The organism is Kribbella sp. NPDC004138, assembly GCF_053603655.1.
Genome location: NZ_JBSGFZ010000034.1, coordinates 51,779 through 72,888, shown reverse-complemented (window position 1 = coordinate 72,888; position 21,110 = coordinate 51,779). Strand labels below are relative to the sequence as shown.

At 69.5% G+C, this 21,110-nt stretch carries 19 protein-coding genes; 9 read left to right on the top strand and 10 right to left on the bottom strand.

Annotated features, from left to right (window positions below; translation table 11 throughout):
* The first annotated feature begins 18 nt into the window (after nucleotides 1-18).
* Nucleotides 19-198, top strand: a complete 180-nt coding sequence (locus ACWEOO_RS37025) for a hypothetical protein (RefSeq protein WP_452147015.1) — start codon at nucleotides 19-21, stop codon at nucleotides 196-198.
* A 2-nt stretch (nucleotides 199-200) separates the two neighbouring features.
* On the opposite strand, the gene ACWEOO_RS37020 is transcribed toward ACWEOO_RS37025, so the two are convergent.
* From ACWEOO_RS37020 to ACWEOO_RS36980, 9 genes are all read right to left on the bottom strand, one after another.
* Nucleotides 201-929 (bottom strand): hypothetical protein, encoded by a 729-nt coding sequence (locus tag ACWEOO_RS37020; RefSeq protein WP_452147014.1) that lies wholly within the window; start codon nucleotides 927-929, stop codon nucleotides 201-203.
* Between the two features lie 43 nt (nucleotides 930-972).
* On the bottom strand, nucleotides 973-2,424 hold the full coding sequence (locus tag ACWEOO_RS37015) for a multicopper oxidase family protein (protein ID WP_452147013.1): 1,452 nt from the start codon (nucleotides 2,422-2,424) through the stop codon (nucleotides 973-975).
* Nucleotides 2,417-2,830: a hypothetical protein gene (locus ACWEOO_RS37010; protein WP_452147012.1), complete on the bottom strand. Its 414-nt coding sequence runs from the start codon at nucleotides 2,828-2,830 to the stop codon at nucleotides 2,417-2,419. Before ACWEOO_RS37010 ends, ACWEOO_RS37015 begins: the two co-directional genes overlap by 8 nt.
* Nucleotides 2,827-3,327, bottom strand: a complete 501-nt coding sequence (locus ACWEOO_RS37005) for a DUF1707 SHOCT-like domain-containing protein (RefSeq protein WP_452147011.1) — start codon at nucleotides 3,325-3,327, stop codon at nucleotides 2,827-2,829. The genes ACWEOO_RS37010 and ACWEOO_RS37005 overlap by 4 nt, the downstream gene beginning before the upstream one ends.
* A 170-nt stretch (nucleotides 3,328-3,497) precedes the next feature.
* Nucleotides 3,498-4,853, bottom strand: coding sequence for an ABC transporter substrate-binding protein (locus ACWEOO_RS37000; protein ID WP_452147010.1), 1,356 nt, complete (start codon nucleotides 4,851-4,853; stop codon nucleotides 3,498-3,500).
* Nucleotides 4,853-5,734 (bottom strand): carbohydrate ABC transporter permease, encoded by an 882-nt coding sequence (locus ACWEOO_RS36995; protein ID WP_355472965.1) that lies wholly within the window; start codon nucleotides 5,732-5,734, stop codon nucleotides 4,853-4,855. Before ACWEOO_RS36995 ends, ACWEOO_RS37000 begins: the two co-directional genes overlap by 1 nt.
* Nucleotides 5,731-6,675, bottom strand: coding sequence for a carbohydrate ABC transporter permease (locus ACWEOO_RS36990; protein WP_359936704.1), 945 nt, complete (start codon nucleotides 6,673-6,675; stop codon nucleotides 5,731-5,733). Before ACWEOO_RS36990 ends, ACWEOO_RS36995 begins: the two co-directional genes overlap by 4 nt.
* Before the next feature lie 36 nt (nucleotides 6,676-6,711).
* Nucleotides 6,712-8,835 carry an alpha-galactosidase gene (locus tag ACWEOO_RS36985; protein WP_452147009.1) on the bottom strand — a complete coding sequence of 708 codons (2,124 nt, stop codon included), beginning with the start codon at nucleotides 8,833-8,835 and terminating at the stop codon, nucleotides 6,712-6,714.
* A gap of 150 nt (nucleotides 8,836-8,985) precedes the next feature.
* Complete coding sequence (locus ACWEOO_RS36980) at nucleotides 8,986-9,894, bottom strand: nucleotidyltransferase domain-containing protein (protein ID WP_452147008.1); 909 nt, start codon at nucleotides 9,892-9,894, stop codon at nucleotides 8,986-8,988.
* 67 nt (nucleotides 9,895-9,961) lie between these two features.
* Between ACWEOO_RS36980 and ACWEOO_RS36975 the strand changes: the two genes are divergently transcribed.
* The 3 genes from ACWEOO_RS36975 to ACWEOO_RS36965 all read left to right on the top strand — a co-directional run bounded on the left by ACWEOO_RS36975 (nucleotide 9,962) and on the right by ACWEOO_RS36965 (nucleotide 12,555).
* A complete protein-coding gene (locus tag ACWEOO_RS36975) occupies nucleotides 9,962-10,528 on the top strand; it encodes an ArsR/SmtB family transcription factor (protein WP_452147007.1) in 567 nt (188 codons plus the stop codon).
* Nucleotides 10,525-11,211, top strand: a complete 687-nt coding sequence (locus tag ACWEOO_RS36970; RefSeq protein ID WP_452147006.1) for an SRPBCC family protein — start codon at nucleotides 10,525-10,527, stop codon at nucleotides 11,209-11,211. The genes ACWEOO_RS36975 and ACWEOO_RS36970 overlap by 4 nt, the downstream gene beginning before the upstream one ends.
* A 165-nt stretch (nucleotides 11,212-11,376) precedes the next feature.
* Complete coding sequence (locus tag ACWEOO_RS36965) at nucleotides 11,377-12,555, top strand: hypothetical protein (protein ID WP_452147005.1); 1,179 nt, start codon at nucleotides 11,377-11,379, stop codon at nucleotides 12,553-12,555.
* Nucleotides 12,556-12,627: 72 nt separating this feature from the next.
* Here the strand turns inward: ACWEOO_RS36965 and ACWEOO_RS36960 are convergent, their stop codons facing one another.
* Nucleotides 12,628-14,931 carry a M4 family metallopeptidase gene (locus ACWEOO_RS36960; protein ID WP_452147004.1) on the bottom strand — a complete coding sequence of 768 codons (2,304 nt, stop codon included), beginning with the start codon at nucleotides 14,929-14,931 and terminating at the stop codon, nucleotides 12,628-12,630.
* Between the two features lie 442 nt (nucleotides 14,932-15,373).
* Between ACWEOO_RS36960 and ACWEOO_RS36955 the strand changes: the two genes are divergently transcribed.
* From ACWEOO_RS36955 to ACWEOO_RS36935, 5 genes are all read left to right on the top strand, one after another.
* On the top strand, nucleotides 15,374-17,395 hold the full coding sequence (locus tag ACWEOO_RS36955) for an FHA domain-containing protein (protein ID WP_452147003.1): 2,022 nt from the start codon (nucleotides 15,374-15,376) through the stop codon (nucleotides 17,393-17,395).
* A gap of 30 nt (nucleotides 17,396-17,425) precedes the next feature.
* A complete protein-coding gene (locus tag ACWEOO_RS36950) occupies nucleotides 17,426-17,857 on the top strand; it encodes a MarR family winged helix-turn-helix transcriptional regulator (RefSeq protein ID WP_452147002.1) in 432 nt (143 codons plus the stop codon).
* The gene (locus tag ACWEOO_RS36945) at nucleotides 17,854-19,050 is read left to right on the top strand and encodes an epoxide hydrolase family protein (protein ID WP_452147001.1); all 1,197 of its coding nucleotides are present in this window, start codon (nucleotides 17,854-17,856) and stop codon (nucleotides 19,048-19,050) included. The genes ACWEOO_RS36950 and ACWEOO_RS36945 overlap by 4 nt, the downstream gene beginning before the upstream one ends.
* Nucleotides 19,051-19,192: 142 nt before the next feature.
* Nucleotides 19,193-19,858 carry a response regulator transcription factor gene (locus ACWEOO_RS36940; protein ID WP_452147000.1) on the top strand — a complete coding sequence of 222 codons (666 nt, stop codon included), beginning with the start codon at nucleotides 19,193-19,195 and terminating at the stop codon, nucleotides 19,856-19,858.
* Nucleotides 19,830-20,909 (top strand): sensor histidine kinase, encoded by a 1,080-nt coding sequence (locus ACWEOO_RS36935; RefSeq protein ID WP_452146999.1) that lies wholly within the window; start codon nucleotides 19,830-19,832, stop codon nucleotides 20,907-20,909. Before ACWEOO_RS36940 ends, ACWEOO_RS36935 begins: the two co-directional genes overlap by 29 nt.
* Nucleotides 20,910-21,110: the final 201 nt, after the last annotated feature.

Sequence of the window (21,110 nt, the reverse complement as noted above, 5' to 3'; positions counted from 1 at the left end):
ACTTCCAGGAGTGGTGCGGTGAACGACAACCAGCTGCACGCGCGGGTCTTCCGGACCGCGGACGAGTGGTACGCCGACGTCGACGACGAGCTCGACCCACAGCCGGACAACCCCCTCTGGTGGGGTGCGTACGAAACCCAGCCCGCGGCACTGGAGGCAGCCTGCGCTCGCCTCGCGGCGCTCCGCCGGGCCTCCTGACCTCAGGCGAACGCGATCGCGACGCCCATCCAGAGGCACAGCAGGCTGATGATGATGCCGAGCGGCCACGCCCACCAGGGCGTCGACCAGTCGACCGCCGCGGCGATCAGGTACGACGGGTCCGCGGGGTCGGCGACCACGTCGATCCGGTCGCCGACCGCGGGCCTCGGGTCGAGATCGTTGCCGCCGTCCACCTCGACCGGCACACCGTCACCCGGCCGGGCCACTTTCACGATCACGTCGTCGTACTTGGACCACTTGTCTTCCTCGACCGAGACGACCACGGCCTGCCGGACGGGACCGTTCGCGACCAGTTGCTGGTTGTCGTTCCCGGCCGCGATCCCCAACGGCACGATCGCCAACGACCCCAGCGCAATCGGCACGCCGACCAGGATCCGCACCGCCCTGATCAGTCCCTCGGCCCACCCGATCCGGCGCCGGCTCCCGGTCCGGGCCCGGTGCCGGGCATCCGCCAGCGCGCGCTTCAGCAGCCGGTCCCGGCGGGCCTGGCGGCGTTGCTCGAGCCGGTTCCACCACGCGAAGCGCTCGGCGAGGAAGCGGGCGGGGAAACAGGCCCCGCCCGCGATCGCCGCGCAGACGAGCGGATTGTCGTACAAGAAGCTCGGTCGGGTCAGCCGGCCGACGAGGTACAGGCCGCCGCCGGCCGCGCCGAAGAAGACAAGCAGAAACACCGCCTGCCAGCCGTGCAGGTCGTCGTCAGGCGTGCTCATCGAAACATCATGAGTGATGGACGCCCCGCGACGGCCGGCGGTTTCACTCCGGTTCGTTGCGGGAGTCGCCGCCGACGCGGTACGGCGTGGTCACGCCCTCGTACATCAGGTGGGTCATCAGCCCCTCGGAGGCGTGCGGGAGGTTGTGGCAGTGATCCATCCAGAGGCCGGGATTGTCGGCGACGAAGGCGATCTCGTACGTCTCCTTGTTGCCGACCTCGAGGGTGTCGACCCACCACGGCGAGCCGGTCGCCGCGACACCGTTGCGGGACAGGACGACGGCGTGGTGACCGTGCAGGTGCATCGGGTGCGCCTGGCCGCTGGTGTTGGAGATCTTCATCCGGACCACGTCCCCCTCGGCGACCATGAACATCGGTACGTCGGGGAACTTGTGGCCGTTGATCGTCCACCACAACCCCGGCACACCGTCGAGGAACCCGGGCCGGCGCCCGATCCGGTACTCGAAGTTGCGGTCCGCCGCGGCCGGATCGAAACCGATCGGTGCCGCCGTCCCGTAGGTCAGCAGATCAACCGTCTCCGCGGGCAGCTCGCCCTTCGCCGGGTCACCCGGACCGATGCCGAGCGACAACGCCGGCGTACCGGCCACGAGCCGCATCCCGCCCGCCGGCACCACCGCCTCCAGATCGACGCGGGCACCGGCCGCCAACGGGAACGCCGCCGTGACCGCTGCCGGGCCGTGGACGTCCCGGCCGTCGACCGCGACCACCTTGTACGGCGTCCCGGTCAGGCCGACCCGCAGGATCGCGTTGTCGGTGTTGATCACCCGCACGCGCGCCGTCGTACCCGGCTTCAGGTCGATGCTCGCGGTCCCGGTGCGGCCGTTGATCGTCCGCTTCCCGTCGTACGTGTGGATCGCGGCCACCACTTCACCGGGCGACGGCGGCGCGATCACGATCGAACCGAACAGCCCGCCCTTCACCTCGTCGCTCGACACCTGGTGCGAGTGGTACCAGTACGTCCCGGCCTGCTCCGCCTTGAACCGGTACACGTGCTTCCCGCCCACCGGTACGGCGTCCTGGGTCACCCCGGCGACCCCGTCCTCGGCGTTCGGCACGTCGATCCCGTGCCAGTGCAGCGTCGCGCCGTCCTTGACGGACTCGTTCACCAGCGTGACCTGGACGAGGTCGCCGACGCGTGCCCGGATCAGCGGACCCGGAGAGGCGCCGTTCAGGGTGTACCCGTCGACCGTCTCGCCGGACGCCAGCTGGAACTTCTGCTTCCGCGCGACGAGCGTGACGTCCACGTCCGGCGTCCCCGTCTTCGGTCCGGTCAGGTCCGCCACGCTCGTCCCGCCGTGGTGATGCTCGTGGCCTGACGACGGACCGCCGCCGTAGTCGGCGTACCCCATCTCCGCCGGGTCGTACTCCCCCGGGACCAGGCTGGTCGCCCAGAGGTACCCGAGCGGTACGAGGACCGCCAGGGTGATCCCCAGAGCGAGCAGCCGGCCCCACCGGCGCTTCTTGACGTCAGGCACTGGTCACAGGCTGCTTCGCTACCGCGGCCCGGCGTGCGGCCGCGCTCGCCACACCGGCGATCGCGAGCCCGTTGATGCCGTGCAGCAGGCCGAGCGCCGGCACCCCGAAGGACACCACCGCGAGCAGGAACTGCAGGACCACCAGGCCGACCACGATCCCGGCCAGCACCCGGCCGCGCGGGACGTCGGTCAGGAACGACACGATCAGGAAGGCCAGCGCGAGCAGCGCGATCACCGAACCGGCGATGCTGTGGTAGCTCTGCCCGAAGTTGCTGTAGTCGGCGCCGATCGAGGTGCCGTCGTCGGCGTCCTTCGCGATCGTGAATCCGGCGAACGCGATCGAGGCGACCTGCAGGACGACCGCGATCGCGATCAGCAGCCCCAGGACGCGGTACACGTTCCTCATGCGCGCCGCTCCGTCCGCCGCTTCCGCACGAACAGCACGGCCCCCACGATCAGCAGCAACGGCAGCACCGGCGGATGCCCACCGCCGACCACGCAGCCGACGGACGCCAGCACGGCGAACACGCCGAGCAGGGCCAGCAACGGGAACGGGATCCGCCCTAGAGGCCCACGCGAAGCCCACGGCGGCCTGCTGCCGGGCCCAGGACCGCTGGTGTTAGCGGCGTCCTCCGGAGCCGTCCACGGCGGCTTGCTCCATCCCCATGGGCCGGCCCAGCTCTCAGCCCCCTCGGCACCGGTAGCCTGATGGGACCCGGGCAGGTCGGCGAACAACGCCTCCAGATCCGCGCCGGTTCTGGCGCGGAGGGCCTGGTCGACGCGTTCCGAGTGTTCCTCGGCGCTCAGCCGGCCGGCTTCGTAATGCTCGCCCAGACGCTTGACCGCGTCCTCACGCTCACTGTCGCCGATGCGGATCGATCCGCCCGGCCTCTCGTCGCTCATGACACTCCTCGGTGCTCGTGGTCCTTCCAACGGCACCAAGACTGGCTTTCAGACCCCTTTCACCGCGTCGCCCCAGCGGCGACACCTCCGCTACCCCCGGAGGAGCACGCTGCACCGCAGGACGCAGTACGACGTACTCCCCCGGGCGTAGGACACCCCAGGGTGAACCCTCAGCTGTTCGCGGACAGGATCTGGTTCACGTCCTCGTTCGCCTTCGCGAGCGACGCCGGTTCCGCCTCGAACGACATCACCGCGTCCATCGCCGGTGTCATCACCGCGGTCACGTCGGCCGCGTTCGGGTTGGCCGGGTACGCGAAGACGTCACCCGCCTCGACCGGTTCCAGGAACGGCGTCACGTCCCACCCGCTCTTCGCGAACGCCGCCTTGGCGGCCGGCATGCTCGCCGCCACCGCCGGGAACACCACTCCCGCCTTCGCGACGATGTCCTGCGCGGTCTGCGAGCCGAGGAACTTCACCCAGGCCCAGGACGCGTCCCGCCGGGTGGTCCCGGCCCAGATCGTGTCCGCGAGGCCGTTCATCATCGACATCCGCTTCCCGACCGGACCGAGCGGCAACCGGGCGAGCTTCGTCTTCACCTGCTTCAGCCCGCCGTACGTCCCGAGCATCCAGGACCCGTTCGGCGTGATCGCGTACTTCCCGGCGCCGAACGAGGTCGTCACGTCCACACCGGACTTCGCCTGCGCGTACGTCGGCATGTACCCCTTGGTGATCAGCGAGCGCCACCACCCGATCGTCGCGGTGAACTTCGGGTCGCCGTAGAAGAACTTCGTCCCCCACGGTTCACCCTCGGAGTACTTCCAGCCGTTGCTCGCGGCGTACCAGCTCCAACTGGTCTGACCGTCACCGCCGCCGGCGTCGCCGTACCCGAGTCCGTAGACCTTGACGTTGTCCTTGTCGAAGCCCGGCTGGTCGCCGCGGCGGCCCTTGGAGTCCACCGTCAGCCGGCGGACGATCTGCTCGAACGTGCCGCCGTCCTGCGGGTTCCACGTCATCGAGTTGAGCTGCTCGGTGCTGACCCCGGCCGCCTCGGTGAACGCGCTGTTGTAGAAGTAGACCTCGGTGTCCCAGTCCTTCGGCAGGCCGTACCGCTTGCCGTCGTTGCCGATCCAGCGGTCCGCCAAACCCTTCTGGTAGATGCTCAGATCGACGTTGTCGCGGGACACGTAGTCGTCGATCGGCAGCACCTGCCCCTTGTCCGCGAACAGCGGGTACTTCGACGAGTGCCCGGTGAACACGTCCGGTGCGGTGTCCGAGATGAACCCGGTGACCAGCTTCGACCAGTAGTCGTTCCAGCCGTACTGCTCGATCTTCACCGAGTACTGCGGGTTCTGCTCGTGGAACACCTTCGCGCACTCGGTGTACATCGGCAGCTGGGCCGAGTCCCACAGCCAGTAGATGATTTCGCCGTCGCCGCGGGCCGCCGCCCCGTTGTTGCACGCCGCAACCGACGGTACGGCGAGCGCGGCCAGTCCGGCCTTCAGCAGGGTCCTGCGTGAGAGATTCATCATTTGATCCCCGAGAAGCCGATGGAGTTCGTGATCCGCTTGGCGAACGCCAGGAACAAGATGATCATCGGCAGCGCCGCGATCAGCGTCGCCGCCATCAGGCCCGCCCAGTCCGGGCCGCCCTGCGGGGTCTGGGACCGGAACACGCCCAGCGCGACCGTCAGCACCCGGACGTTCTCCTGCTGGCCGACCAGCAGCGGCCAGAAGTAGTCGTTCCACGAGTTGATGTAGGTCAGGATCGCCAGCGTCGCGATCGGTGCGCCGCTCATCGGGATGATCAGCCCGAAGAAGATCCGCCGGTGCCCGGCGCCGTCGATCATCGCCGCCTCCTCCAGCTCGCGGTTGATCCCGAGGAAGAACTGCCGGAGGAAGAAGATCGCGAACGGCGTCATGAACGCGCCCGGCAGGATGATGCCGGCGAAGCTGTTCAGCAGCCCGAGGTTCTTGATCAGCACGAAGTTGGGCAGCGTGGTGAAGATCGGCGGCACCATCAGCGCGGCCAGGAACAGCGCGAACACCTTGTCCCGCCCGGGCCAGCGCAGCCGCGCGAACGCGTACGCCGCCATCGCACTGAAGAACACCTGGCACACCGTCGTGATGGTTGCCACCACCAACGAGTTGCGCAGGTACAGCCAGAAGTTGACGGCGGCGCCGGAGCCGCCCTGGGCCTGCGCCTCCTCGATCGTGGACAGCCCGAGCACGCGCTTGAACGCGCCGAGCGTGCTCTCCACCGGCAGCAGCGAACCCGGGTGGCCGGGCAGCTGGGTGTTGTCGGAGAAGGCCGTCCGCAACATCCAGTAGAACGGGAACAGCGTGACGATCAGCAGGATGAACAGCAGCACCCAGGCGACCGTACGGCCGACGCTCACCTGCCGCCTCATGCGAGATCACTCTCCTTGGCCCGCAGCAGCCGCAGCTGCACCAGGGACACGACGGCGAGGATCGCGAACAGCACCAGCGCCATCGCGGAGGCGTACCCGAAGTCGAACCGGGTGAACGCGCGCTCGTAGATGTAGTAGTAGATGACCCGGGTCGCGTTGATCGGACCGCCCTGCGTGGTCACGGCGACCGTGTCGAAGATCTGGAACGAGCCGATCATGGTGACCACCAGGACCATCACCAGGACCGGCCGCAGCAGCGGCAGCGTGATCCGCCAGAACGTCTTCCACTCGGTCGACCCGTCCACCTCGGCGGCCTCGTAGACGTACGCCGGGATCGTCTGCAGCCCCGCGAAGACGAGCAGCGCGGTGTACCCCATGTGCCGCCAGACGTTGATCCCGGCGACCGTCGGGATCGCCCAGTGCGAGTCGCCGAAGAACGCCACCGGGTCGATCCCCAGCCAGCTGAGCCCCTGGTTCACGATGCCGACCTGGAAGTCCAGCATCCAGTACCAGACGAGCGCGACGACAACGTTCGCGACCAGGTACGGCGCCAGGATGACCGCGCGGACCGTGATCGACTTGGTCAGCCGGTACATGACCATCGCGATGCCGACCGCGAGCACGGTCTGCACGCCGATGTTGATCACGACGTACTCGACGGTGACCACGAGCGCGTTCCAGAAGAAGCTGTCGTGGAGCATCCGCTCGTAGTTGGCCAGGCCGTTGAACTTCGGCGCCGACAGCAGGCTGTACTCGGTGAAGCTCAGGTACGCGCCGCGCAGCGTCGGCCAGATGTAGAACACGACGAAGCCGAGCGTGGCCGGAGCGAGGAAGATCATCGCGACCTTGAGGTCGCCCAGGCTGCGCCGCCTCCCCGGCGGCGCCGCCTGTTCCCCGTGACTTCGTTTCCTGGTAGGTGGTGCGTTGGTGGTCGCGGTCACGGGGGATCTCCTTCTCTGTCCGGCGATCGGGCGGGCTTACCCGATCGCTGTCACGTCCAGCAAGATCGCGCTCTCGGGCCACTGCGCCGGCATCAGCACACCGACCGAGGCGAGGGCGGCACCGTTCAGCTCCACGCGTCCACCGTCGGCCGACCAGGCCGTGGACCGCGACTCGGGCCCGGGTGTCGCGACCTTGCTGATCCGGTACGTCCGCTGCGGCTCGAGCCCGGGCAGGCGAACCCGACCGACGGCCGAGGTCACCGACTGCTTCGTCTGGACGACGCTGAACACGGCACGTCCTCCGTCCTGCGCGACGACGCCGTGGACCAGCACGTCCTCAGGGCCGCGGTCGGCGCGGACCACACGGCCAGAGTGCAGCAACGGCCGCAGCTCCTTGTGCAGCGCGACCCAGCCCTTGAGCTCCGCGCGCTCCTCGGCGGAGGCCGACGCGATGTCCCATTCGATGCCGAAGTGGCCGAACAGCGCGGTGATCGCGCGGAACGACAGCGTCTGGGTCCGGCCGGTGGTGTGCGCCCGCGGCGGGCCGACGTGGCAGCCGATCAGCTCCGGCGGCAGCAGGAGCTGGGTGTAGCGCTGGATGGTCTGCCGCTCGAGCGCGTCGTTGCTGTCACTGCCCCAGATCCGGTCGGTGCGCTCCAGGATGCCGAGGTCGACGCGGGCGCCGCCGGACGAGCAGGACTCGATCTCGAGCCCCGGGTGCCGGCGCTTCAGCTCGTCGATCAGCCGGTACACGGCCAGGGTCTGCTCGTGGATGCCCGCGGTCCCGGTGTGCTGGTTGCCGCCGTCGACGAAGTCGCGGTTGTGGTCCCACTTCAGGTACGCGATGTCGTACTCGGACAGGATGCTGTCCAGCCGCTCGAGGATGTAGTCGTACGCCGCCGGGACGCCGAGGTTGAGGCCCTGCTGGTGGCGTGCGGTCGGCGGCATCCGGTCGCCGGCGGCGAGGATCCAGTCCGGGTGCTCGCGGGCCAGGTCGGAGTCCGGGTTCACCATCTCCGGCTCGACCCAGAGCCCGAACTGCAGGCCGAGGCCGGTCACGTGGTCGACCAGCGGGTGCAGGCCCTTCGGCCAGATCCCCTCGTCGACGTACCAGTCGCCGAGCCCGGCGTGGTCGTCGCGCCGGCCGCGGAACCAGCCGTCGTCCAGCACGAACCGCTCGGCCCCGACCTCGGCGGCCGCATCCGCGAGCGCCTTCAGCTTGTCCAGGTCGAGGTCGAAGTAGACCGCTTCCCAGGTGTTCAGGACGACAGGGCGCTCGGTCGCCGGGTGGTTCGGGCGGGCGCGCAGGTAGTCGTGGAAGCGCTGCGAGACCTGGTCGAGGCCGACGCCGTACGAGCCGTAGATCCACGGCGTGCTGTAGGTGCCGTCCGGTGCGATGCGGCCCTCGCCCGGCAGCAGCAACTCGCCGCCGCCGATCACGCCGTACCCGCTCATGCCGCGCTCGGCGTACGAACGGTGGTTGCCGCTCCAGGCGGTGTGCACGCCCCAGATCTCGCCGGCGCGGAAGCCGAAGCTCTCGGTGCCGGCCAGCAGCAGGAGGGTCGCGTCGGCGCCGGTGCGGCCGCGGCGGTTGTCGCGGATGTGCGCGCCCTGCGTGAACGCGTGCCGCTGCGGGTGCCGCTCGCCGATGTGCCGGCCGGTCATGTCGAGCAACTCGGTCGCCTCGGTCGGCACCGGCAGCGCCAGGTACAGCCCGTCGACCGTGTACGGCGTGGCGCCGGTGTTGGTCAGGTCGGCCTGTGACCTGACCAGGCCGGAATCGGTCAGCTCGACGGTCAGCAGCAGTCGCAGACCGGCCTTGGCGTCGGCGGCGCCGACCCGCACGCTGTTGCCGGTCTGAGCGACGCTGGTCAGTTCGAAGCTCGCCGAGAAGTCCTGGCCGTCGCGGTGCCCGCTCAGGCCGGGGAGGCCGAACCAGCCGGACGAGTACTCCGGGACGATCGCGATCGGACGGTTCTCGTCCAGGCCGTTGCCGTCCTGGACCGCACCCGCGCCGCGGCGCAGCTCCAGCAGAGCGTTCTCGGTCAGCTCGCCCAGGTCCGCACCCCAGTGCAGGACGGACGGCAAGCCGGGACCGGAGCAGTCCAGCACCAGGCTGACGCCGCCGGCACGGAGCTGCAGAATCTCGATGTTCGACACTGTTGATTCACTCTGCTTTCTGATTGATTTCAGGACGGAACTATTTACCCCGCCGAGCCGGTTGTCAATGCTTCACGAAGTTAAGTAAATAGCTTAGAGCTGACATCGCTGTCAGGACAGCGGCTTTGGCAACCGCTTCCACAGCCGCGGTCAGGCGGTGCCGAGACTCCGTCTCCGGACGGACCGCAACCAGCTGTCGACCCGGGCAACGTCGGGCGTGGCTGGGAGGACCGTGTGCTGCAGTGCTTTGTCGAGCTCCTCGTGCAGGGTGAGGCGCCAGCGTTCGACCTCGTCCCAGGGCAGCTCGCCGCGCTTGACCGCGAGCAGCCGTTCGCGGTGCGGGCCGACGTCGACGACGAGGGTTGCTTCGAGCAACAACTCGCGAGCGGACAGCAGCAGCCGGATCAGGTGCATGACGTGCTTCCACTTCGGCCTGCCGTCGCGGCGGAAGTCGGTCTCCAGCTTCTTGAACTGGCTGAGCACGTAGCCCGAGTACGTCTGGTAGGCCAGCTGGGACAGGAAGGACCGGCGAAGACTCACGAGTTCCTCGCCCAGCGACGTCTGCCGGACCACCAGCGGAGAATGCAGGACCTCGAGCAGGTTCGGGTTCGACTTCAGCGCGAGCTCGCAGAACCGCTCGACCTCCCAGGAAAACCATTCCGGCTCGGGCCCGTCCACATGGGCCGGCGGTTTCGCGAGCGACCAGAACGCCTCGGTCGGAGCGACGTACACGCCGCGAGTGTCGGTGTCCGAGTCGTCGGTGTCGAGCCCGAAGGCACGCGACCCGACGACCGCGGCATAGATCGTGTGCTCGCGCACCAACCGGTCGCCGTCCGGCTGGTCCAGCTCGATCGCCTCGTCCTGGTACGCCGTCCGCAGACTGAGCTGATCACGCCGCGCCACGGTCTCCCGCCCGTCGACAAGCCGGACCGTGTAACGGCCGTCGGCAGTGATCCCGGCGACCCGCCCGGTCGCCCCGCGCTGCGCCGTACCGCCCCGGCCATCGGGCGCCGCGACGCGCAACACCACCTGCGTACCCACCGGCAACTGCGGACCCATACCGGCATCGTTCCATCCGCGCGGTCGATCTATTGACAAATTTTTCTGTCAAGTGGAGATTGAGGGCATGCTGCGGTACGTCGAGGAGCCCGAGAAGGTGCGGCTGGCGCTGTCGCCGATCCGGCGGCGGCTGCTCGACCTGCTGCGCGAGCCGGCGTCGGCGACCCAGCTCGCGGCCGCGCTCGACCTGCCGCGGCAGCGGGTCAACTACCACCTGCGCGAGTTGGAGAAGGCCGGCCTGGTCGAGCTCGTCGAGGAGCGGCGGCGGCGCGGGTTCACCGAGCGGATCCTGCGCGCGTCGGCCTTCGTGATCGATCCGGCCGTGCTGGGGCAGGCGTTCACGCAGATCCAGGACCAGTACGCCGCCGAGCACCTGGTCGAGGTCGCCGCTGGGACCGTGCGGGACGTGGCGCGAATGCAGAGCGCCGCCGACGCGGACGGGAAGCGGCTGCTGACGTTCACGCTCGAGGCACAGGTGCGGTTCGCGGAGCCAGGCGACGTCCACCGGTTCGCCGACGCGCTGACCGCGGCGATGCAGCGTGTGGTCGAGGAGTTCGACAGCGAGGGCGGGCGGCCGTACCGGTTGATCGCGGGTGGTCATCCCGCGCCCCGCCGGACCGAGGGAGGGACATGAAGATCGTGGTGACGGTGGCCGCGCCGGTGGCGACGGTGTGGGACGCCCTGCGGAACAAGGACAAGATCCGGCACTGGCACGGCTGGGAGTACGAAGGCGGCCTCGACGAGGAGATCGACCTGATCTACTTCACCCGCGCGGTCGAGGACGGGACCACGCTGCGGCTCGGCAACGGCGACGAGTTCGCCGTCGAGGCCGTCGACGGCGGGTCCCGGGTCACGCTCACCCGCGCGCCGCTGGGCGCCGACCCGGACTGGGACGCGTACTACGACGACATCACCGAAGGCTGGATCACCTTCCTGCACCAGCTCCGCTTCGCCGTCGAACGCCATCCCGACGACCCCCGGCGCACCCTGTTCTACTCCGGCAACGGCGCCGTGTCCCCGATCGACGAACTGCACATCCCGGCCGGTGACGCCTTCGAGCTCGACCTGATCGGGGAACGGGTGACGTGCGAGGTCTGGTACCGGTCCGACCACCAGCTCGGCCTCACAGTAGATGCCTGGGGCAACGGCTTGCTGGTGCTCAGCCACATCCCGCCCGGCGACGGCAAGCCGGACGGCGCCACGATGGCGATCCTGTCGCTGTACGGCGACGTGGACCGCGACGCTGTCGACGCCCGCTGGCGCGCCTGGTGGAGCGAGCGCTGGCCGGAGGAGCTGGAGCTCCCGACCGAGCCCTGACCGACCCCTGACCGAGCCCTGACACTGCCGTGACAGCGCGCAAACGTGTCAGCACACTCGGTCTACCGGACGGTGTTACCGGGAAGTATCTTGCCGACAGTGATCGAACGATCACTGAACTCCGGCGAGAGAGGCCTTCCGGTGAAACCATCCAGAAGTCGTCGAGTGTCAGCCGCAATTTTCCTACTGTCCCTGACCGGGCTCGGCCTGGTCGCTCCCCCGGCGCACGCCGACGGCCCCGGCTCCGGGACGCCGTACGTCGTGACCGTCGGGGACTCCTACATCTCGGGTGAGGCCGGCCGCTGGGCCGGGAGCTCGAACGACTCCGAGACGCCGGCCGACGCGCTCGGTTCGCACGCCTACCACGACAACGCGAGCCACACGGCCGAGGTGATCCCGCGGTGCCACCGCAGCCTGTCGGCGGAGGCGTACATCGGCGGCGGGGTCGGCGGCCTGAACCTGGCCTGCTCGGGTGCGCGCACCACCACCTCGACCGGCGACTACTTCAAGCCGGGCATCGACTTCTACGACGACGGCGCCGGCCACCAGGGCCAGGCGAAGATGCTGCAGGTCTTCGCGGCGACCCACAACGTGCGGCAGGTCGTCGTCTCGATCGGCGGCAACGACTTCAACTTCGCGTCGATCGTCACCCAGTGCGTGCAGGACTTCCTGCTCTCCCCGTCCTGGAACCCCGACTACTGCCGCGACGACTCGTCGGTGGTCGCGAACTTCACCTCCGCCAACATCACGACGGTCCGCGGCAAGATCGCGACGGCGTTCCAGAACGTCCGGACGGCGATGCGCAACGCGGGGTACGGCGACAGCGCGTGGAGCCTCGTCGTCCAGACGTACCCGTCGCCGATCCCGGCGTCCAGCGGCTTCCGCTACGGGCAGTCGGGCTACACCCGGCAGAGCGTCGGCGGCTGCGGCTTCTGGAACGCGGACGCCGACTGGGCCAACGCCACCGCCCTCGTCACGATCAACAACACGGTCCGCGCCGCGATCGGCCAGTCCGGCCTCGGCAACGCCCGCCTGCTCGAGCTGCAGTCCGCGTTCAACGGCCGCCGGCTCTGCGAGAAGACCGTCGGCCTGTACGAGGAGGTCGGCCTCAGCTCGTGGACCCAGTCGACCGCCGTCGACAAGACCGAATGGATCAACCAGATCCGCACCGTGACGACCGTCGGCTCGAACTACTACATCCAGGAGTCCCTGCACCCGAACTACTGGGCCCAGCTGGCGCTGCGCTCCTGTGTCCGCCAAACCTACAACCAGAACCGCGGCGGCACCTGCACCATCTCCGGCACCGGCCTCGTCAACGGCGAACCCCGGATGACGCTCAACTGATCGACAGCGACACAGACACGAAGCGGCCGCCGCACCCCTCGCCCGGGTACGGCGGCCGTTTCAGCTGTCAGGTCAGCTCAGGTTGAGACCCGTGTCGTCGATGACGAACGAGGTCTGCAGCGAGATGTCCTCGGTGCCCGTGAAGCTGATGGTCACCGTCTGGCCGGCGAACGACGAGAGGTTGAACGACTTGAGCGAGTATCCGCTCGCCTTGTTCAGGTTCGAGTACGTCGCCAGCGTGGTCGAGCCCGCCTTGACCGTGAGCTTGTCGTACTGCGTGGTCGTGGTGGTCTCGGCGGAGTCGATGTGCAGGTAGAACGACAGCGTCGCGCTGCACCCGGCCGGGATCGCCACCGACTGGCTCAGGGTGTCGGTGTGGGTCGTGCCGTAGCCGTCCAGCCACGCCTTCCAGGTGCCGCTGCGGGCCGGCTGGGAGGCCGTGTTGTCGATCACGCCCGCCGACGCCGACCACGGGGCCGCCGTACCGGTCTCGAAGCCCGGGTTGCCGAGCTGCTGGCCGGAGCAGCCACCGGTGCCGCCGATCGTGAAGGTGAACGAGGTGTTGCCGGATCCGCCTGCGCTCGCGGTCGCCGTCACGGTGACGTTGAACGTCCCGCTCGCGGTCGGCGTCCCCGACACGGTGCCGGTGGACGAACCGATGGTGATGCCGGCCGGGAGACCGGTCGCGGACCAGGTGTACGGCGCGGTGCCGCCGGACGCGGTCATCGTGAACGACGCGATCGCCGTACCGACCGTGCCGGACTTGTTGCCCGGGTTCGTGACCGTGACGCCGCCGGAGGTGGAGCAGGTCGGGTCACCCGTCTGCGCCGGCACGCTCACCGCGTCCCAGGCCGCCTTCACGGTGTTGAACTCGGCGCAGCTGCCCGGGTACAGGTTCTTGGCCGCGGTCAGCGTCCAGGTCCGGTACTTGAGGTACGAGCTGCTGCTGGTCTTCATCAGCATCGCGTTGTACATGATCCGGATGGCCTTCTGGATGCCGATACCGGTCACGGTCGAGCTGTTGCAGGTCGGGCTCGTCGGGGAGCCGTTGCTGCCCTGCGAGAGCAGATAGAACCAGTGGTTGCCCGGACCGGCCGCCGCGTGCACCTCGGTGCCCGGGATCGAGCTCGAGTAGCAGTTCGGGTCGCCCAGCGCCGACGGGTTGTACATGTTCCGGATCGGCCCGCTGCCGACCAGGTTGACCTCTTCACCGACGAGGAAGTCCGGCGGGTCGTACGCGGACGACTGGTTGCTGTAGTACTCGGTGGCCGCGCCGAAGGTGTCGGCGACGAACTCCTGGGTGCCGCTGCCGGAGATCCCGCCCGGCGTGTGGTCGTCGATACCGTGACCCATCTCGTGGGCCAGGACATCGATCGAGCCGATCCAGCCGCCGGCCGTGTTCTTGCCGATCTGGACCTGCGTGCCGTCGTAGTACGCGTTCTGGTCGTTCAGGCCGACCCGGATCGGCCAGGCGCCGCCGCTACCGTCCATACCGTTGCGGCCGAGCCAGTTGGTCAGCATCGCCTTCTCGGTCTGGGCGGCGAACAGCGCGTCGACGCAGCCGGTCTCCCTGTTGGTCGCCGTACCGTTGCCCCAGTTGTCGTCCGGGCCGGAGAACGTGGTGTTGTTCGCCGCGTCCTGGCAGGACAGGTTGGTGATGGTGGGGTCCTTCATCGAGTACGTGCTGCCGGACAGGGTGGTGTCCAGGTGCACCGGGTTGGGGCCGCTGTAGACCGCCGTACCGTTGCCGGCCATCACGTGCTCCTTGGTACCGAGCACCTTGCCGCTCTGCGCGTCGACGTACACCGACAAGCTCGACGGCTCGTGGCCGTTGCTGCCAGTGACCCGGGACTGCCAGGCGAGCTTCGGCGTACCGTTCAGGGCGTAGACCGCGAGCGTCGGCGTGGTCGACTCCTTGACCTGCTTCAGCTGCTTGTTCGCGGTCTGCTTCGCGGCCGCGGAGGTCACCTTCGCGGTCGTGGACAGCTCCGGTACGGCGGTGGTCTGCGCGACCGAGGTGTACTTCACGGCGCCCTTCGCGTCGGTGACCACGACGAAGTCACCACCGACGACCGGGAGGCCCTTGTACGAACGCTCGTACGGGACGTACTGCAGACCGCTCTGCTCCGAAATAACCGGCTTCGCGACGAACCTGTCGTCCTTCGAGGCGTGCAGGGCGCTAGGACGCCCGGCCACCAGCGACGACGCGGAGCCGGCCGCGAACGCCTTGGACTCCGCCTGGGTCGGCCGTGGCGGGGGTGCCGCACTCGGGGCCGCGCCGGCGGCCGATGAGCCGAGCCCGGCGAGTGCCGCCGCCGCGAGGCCGGTCAGCCCCAGGACGACAGCAGGTTTGCGGAAACGCTGGAACAAGACCATGGATGTGGTCCCTTCACGATGCGGTGCTGGGCGGGTTGCGCCTCGCCGGACTGCAGTCGGTGCACCACTCCGGCTGGAACCTCCGGCCTACCCATCGACCGGGCCGGCGGAGGACCCCTGTCCATCCAGCCCCGATGGATCGCGCGGAGGGACACTATGTCCGCCACCGCGGCCGGGCAAGGCGCTGTCGTGCCGTTGGCACCCCGATGACAACTGACCGCGTTGTCATGGCTACCAAGCGCTGACAAACCCGCCCGAATCTGAGAATCATCACGGCCGGCCCGGATCGGTGAGCGGCTTGTCGCGGAGGGTGGTCGGGTGGGACTGCCGGTGGTCCGGGGCGGGTGTGAATGGCAGAATCGCGCCGACGGGATGGCTGCCACGGGTGCGACGCGCCGGCGGCGGGACCGATCGCGATCAGACGACGCCGGCTGGGGTGTGAGTGGAAACCGAATTCGTGCTGTCGCTCGGAGAGCAGCAGTGGACGCTGCCGGCCGGGACCGACACGATCACCATCGGCCGCGCCTCGAACGCCGACATCCGGCTGCAGGCCGACGACCAGATCTCCCGCATCCACGCGCGCCTCGACCGCGACGGCAGCACCTGGACCCTGTACGACGAGTCCCGCAACGGCACCGGCCTGAACGGCCGCCGCCTCACCGGCCCGACGCCGCTCACCACCGGCGACAAGATCCACATCGGCCGCTCGGTCCTGACCTTCACGAAGTCCAGCACCCCCTCCCCCCGCACCGACCCCACCCCGCCGCCGTCCTCGACAGCTGTGCCGCCGGCCGCGTCCGCCGCAGAACCCTCGGGACCACCGCCTTCGACGCCGCTGGATCCTGCGCCGCCGTCTTCGGCCTGGATGCCAGCTGCCGCGTCCCCCGAAGAAGCCGCTCCCGCGGGACCGCCGTCTTCCGCATCGCCGGCCGCTGCACCGCCGTCGGCTGTGCCACCGGCCGCGTCCGCCGCACCGCCGCCAGCCGCCGGCAGCTGGCCCGAGGCAGAGCCGCCCTCGCCCGACGAGTACGGCGCCCCCACGCCGCCGCCCCCTTCCCCCGCGCCCAGCTCGTCCGACCGGGCCAACCAGGCTGAGGCCGGTTACCCACCGGCCGACCACGGACCGGCCGACTACGAACCGGCCGACCGATCCCCCGTCGACCATGCACCGGCCGACGACGCCGAGGAGTACGGCGCCGACAGGAACCCGTTCGCACAGCAGCGGATGGACGAGGCGGAGGAGTACGGGGCCGGCAATCCGTTCGCACGCGAGCGCGTGGGCGACGCGGAGGAGTACGGCGCCGCGGGGATGGTTCCTGGGTTCGAGCGGTCGGGTGACGGCGGGACGTGGGCGGCGTACCCGTCGGCGGACAGCGCGGAACCGGTCCGGTCCCCCTGGGAGGTTTCCGGCCAGATCGACCACGCCGAGCCGAACTGGAACGAGTCGGCCAGCTGGCCCGACCCCACGCCGGCCGCACCCGACCGCCGGACCACGCCCGACGCACGAACCGGCCCGGACCCACGAATCGGCACAGACCCAAGAACCGGCAAGGACCAGCGAACCGGCGCGGACCAGCAGACGGGCGCAGACCGCCGGACGGGCGCCGACCGGCGCGGCGCCTCGCGGGACCGCCGCGCAGCGGGAGCTGACCGCCGCTCGACCACCCCACGACCCGGCACCGAAGGCTACGACGGCTACGGCACGGAACAGCCAAGCAGGCGCTCATCCGAGCAAACAGCTCGCGCGCAGCGGCTGCCCGCCACCGATCGCAGTACGGACGACGACGCCGTCGGAACCGTACGCCTGGCACGGGTGCTCGTCGCAGCCGGCGGCGTGATCCTGCTCGGCATCATCGTGAACCTCGTCGTCACGTTCCTCGCCGACGGCCCCGACGGAGCACTCCGCTGGCTCGTACCGCCCGGCATCGCGCTCGTCGTCGCGATGGTCCTCGCACTGCTCGACGCAGCCACACCGACGACCCGCCGCCGAGGCCGCCTGGACGTGTCGGTGCTCGTCGCGATCGCGGTGGTGCTCGCCGGCGTCGGTGTCGGCGGGTTCGCGCTGACGGCCGGCGCGGAGTACGTCGGCGGCTACCTGACCGGCAACGAGTCCGGCGAGGACCGGCTGATCAAACCGGTCGCGAAGGCCGGCTCCGGCATCACGATGACGGTCGAGAACGTCACGTACACGAGCCATTTCACGCGCGTCGAGGTCAAGCTGACCAGCACCGCCAAGGAGGCGGTCAAGATCCCGATCGACGGGACGACGTTCACCGCCGCCGACGGCACCGTCCTGCGCGCCGACCCCGGCAAGAGCTCGTGGCCGAGCCGGATCGCGGCCGGCGGCACGGAGCACGGCACGATCACGTTCAAGGGCCACCTCCCGGACAGCGCCGACGCGGCCGTCCTCACCTTCAAGTCCGGCAGCACCACGTTCGCCGTCCCGGTGGCGCTCAGCCACTGAAGTACATCGATTTTTGATATAGTCGCGTCCGTGCCCGACCTGGACGTCGACCGGTTGACCACGGTCATCGAGGACTTCAACACGATCTTCATCCGCCTGCCGTCGGTGCGGCGGCTGAACTTCTCGGCCCTGTCCGTGCTGCACACCCTCGGCCGGCGCGGACCGCTGCGACTCACCGACCTGCTGGCCACGGAGCAGCTGAAGCAGCCCGCGCTGACCAGCCTGGTCGCGAAACTCGAGCAGGACGGTCTCCTGCAGCGCCGGCCCGATCCCGCCGACGGCCGCGCCAGCCTGCTGTCCCTGACCCGCACCGGCCGGGAGCTCGTCCGGTCCCGGCACGCGAACCGGGTCGAGAAACTGGCCGCCCTGGTCGCGCGGCTCAGTCCCGACGAGCGCGCGGTCCTCGCGGGCTCGATCGACGTACTGCACCGCCTGACCGACCTCGCGGAGGACACCGCATGATTCCCACCCCGATCGCCGTACCCGACGACGTCCTCGACGACCTCCGCCGGCGCCTGCGCGCGACGAAGTGGCCACGTGACGCGGGGAACGACGACGGTTTCTACGGCGTCCGCCGGACGCGCCTGCAACCGCTCGTCGAGTACTGGGCGGACGGTTTCGACTGGCGCGCGGCCGAGCGGAAGATCAACACGTACGAGCATTACCGCGTCGATGTGGGCGACGTACCGGTGCACTTCCTGCGCCGGCCGGGCGCCGGCCCGCGGCCGGTCCCGCTGATCCTGAGCCACGGCTGGCCGTGGACGTTCTGGCACTGGTCGAAGGTGATCGACCCGCTCGCCGACCCCGCGTCGTACGGCGGTGACCCGGCCGACGCGTTCGACGTGATCGTCCCGTCGCTGCCCGGGTTCGGCTTCTCGACGCCGACCCGCCCGGACATGAATTTCTGGAAGATCGCCGACGTCTGGCACGAACTCATGACGGGCGTCCTCGGCTTCGGAAAGTACGCCGCGGCGGGCTGCGACGTCGGCGCGCTGGTGACCGGGCAACTCGGGCACAAGTACGCCGACGAGCTGTACGGGATCCACATCGGATCGGCACTGAAACTCGACTTCTTCAACGGCGACCGCGGGTGGGACCTGAGCGGCGGCCGGCCGATCCCGGAGGGGCTGCCGCCGGAGATCCACGACGGGATCGTCCGGTTCGAGCGCCGCTTCGCCGCGCATCTCGCGGCGCACGTGCTGCACCCGACCACGCTCGGCTTCGGCCTCGCGGACTCCCCCGCCGGGATGCTGGCGTGGATCATGGAGCGCTGGCTGAGCTGGTCCGAGGGCGACGCCGCGTTCACCGACGACGACCTGCTCACGCACGCGACGATCTTCTGGGCCGGCGACGCGATCGACACCTCGATCCGCACGTACGCGAACAACAACCGCTACCCGTGGACGCCGTCCCACGACCGGACACCGGTGGTCGAGGCTCCGACCGGCATCACCTTCGTCGGCTACGAGAACCCGCCCGGCGTCAGCACACCCGAGCAGCGCGTGCAGAACTTCCTCGCAAGCGACCGGGCCGCCTGGTACAACCACACGAACATCACCGCCCACCCGAACGGCGGCCACTTCATCCCGTGGGAGGCCCCCACGGAATGGACCGACGACCTACGCCGCACCTTCGCTCAGGTACGCCGGAAGTAGTTCAGGAAGGTCAGGAGCCCAGGCAAACATTTGCTTAACGGAAGGTGAACACGAAAGCGCCACAAGGGGGTTCCATAGGCGGCACGAAAAACCGAGAATGGGCCCCCAGGGGCTACAGGTCATCATCCTGAGGGGGGCACGGATGACCAAGATTCTGGTGATCGACGACGAGCCGGACCTGATCCGGTTCGTCCGGCGGGCGCTCGAGGCCGAGGGCTACCAGGTGCTGGGGTCGGCGGACGGGCTGGGGGGCCTGCGGCTGGCGCTCGAGCACCAGCCGGCGTTGATCGTGCTCGACCTGCTGATGCCGCGGATGCACGGCGAGGCGGTGCTGTCGGCGTTGCTGGCGCAGGATCCCGCGTTCCGGATCCTGGTGCTGTCCGCCACGGCGGACATCCAGCTGCGGATCAGCTGCCTGGAGCAGGGCGCGGTCGACTTCCTGGCGAAACCGTTCGCGATCCGCGAGCTGGTCGCCCGGGTCCGTGGCCGGCTCGGCGAGGACGCGAGCAACCGGCGCAAGAACCGGCTCCGCGTCGGTGACATGGTGCTCGACCTGGAGGCCCGGCAGTTGCTGATCGACGGCCGGCCGACGGTCCTGCCGAAACGCGAGTTCCTGCTGCTGCGGCACCTGATGCGCAATCCCGATGTCGTCTGCTCCCGGCAGGAACTGCTGTCGGAGGTCTGGGGCTACGACTTCGACCCGTCCACCAACGTGGTGGACGTCTGCGTCGGCCGGCTGCGCTCGAAGATCCGGCCCGACCTCATCGTGACGGTGCGCAATGTCGGCTATCAGCTCCAAAGCGCCTGAGCTGGCGGTGCCGCGGGCCGTCCGGCGCCCGTCGCGGCGGATCGGCCTGCTGATCGACATCGCGGTGGCCGTCGTCGTCGTCGGCATGCTCGGGCTGATGATCATCGAGCCCAGCCTCGAGGCGGGCCCGTTCCACGTCATGTTCCTCGCGGTGGCGATCGCCTACGGCTACCGGATCTGGCCACCGGTCCCGACCGTGGCCGCGACCACCGCGTTCACCCTGCTGGCCGGCTGGCTGATGGTCAGGCAGGCTGCCGAGGGCCACTTGCCGAAAGCCGAGCTCGCCGAGATCCCGTTGATGCCGATGGTGCTGCTGGTGATGATCTGGCACGTCCGGCGCCGGGTCGCGGCGATCGAGGAGATGCAACAGATGGCGGGCCGGCAACTCGAGGCGGCCCAGCGGGAACGCGAGTTCGTCCGGGACACGTCCCATGCGATCCGGACCCCGGTGACGATCGCGCGCGGCCATCTGGAGCTCGTGGCCGCACAGGACCTGGACGTGGAGGTGCGGTCGGACCTGTCGGTCGCGATGCTGCAGCTCGAACGCATGAGCGCGCTGTCGAACCGGCTGCTGGCCGTCGCCCGGCTCGACTCCGGTGGCGCACTGTCCGAACAGCCGACCAACCTGAGCAGCCTGGTCCGGGAGCTGGCCTCGAACTGGTCGGCCCAGGAGGACCGCGACTGGCAGGTCGATTGCGAACCGACCGGCTGGATTCCGGCCGACCCGGAGTGGATCGAACTGGCCCTGGACGCCCTGATCGAGAACGCGCTGAACTTCACGCCGGTGGGCGGCGAGATCAGCCTGGGCTGCCGGCGATCCGCCGACCGCTGCGTCGTCGAAGTGGCCGACTCCGGCCCCGGGATCGAGCCGGAAGACCTGCCGCACGTGTTCGAACGGTTCTGGCACCGGCCGCCGCCGAACGGCCGGACGGGCACCGGTCTCGGGCTCGCAATGGCACGGTCCGCCGCACTCGCGCACGGTGGCCGGCTGTCGGCGCGGAACGGCCCGAACGGCGGCGCGCTCTTCGAGCTGGAACTGCCGGCCAACTGACCAGTCGATGACGGCCACGTCATCTTTGTTGCCACGCCCGGGCGTCCGGTCCCACCCTGCTGGGGGGAACCTGCTGCGTACGCCCGCCGAACCCCGGACGCACCCCACATGCTCCGGGCGCCGCGCCGGTCCCGGTCCACGACACCCCCCTCGTCGTGACCGGAAGACCTGACCGGCCCGGTCACGAGGCGTACGCAGCCG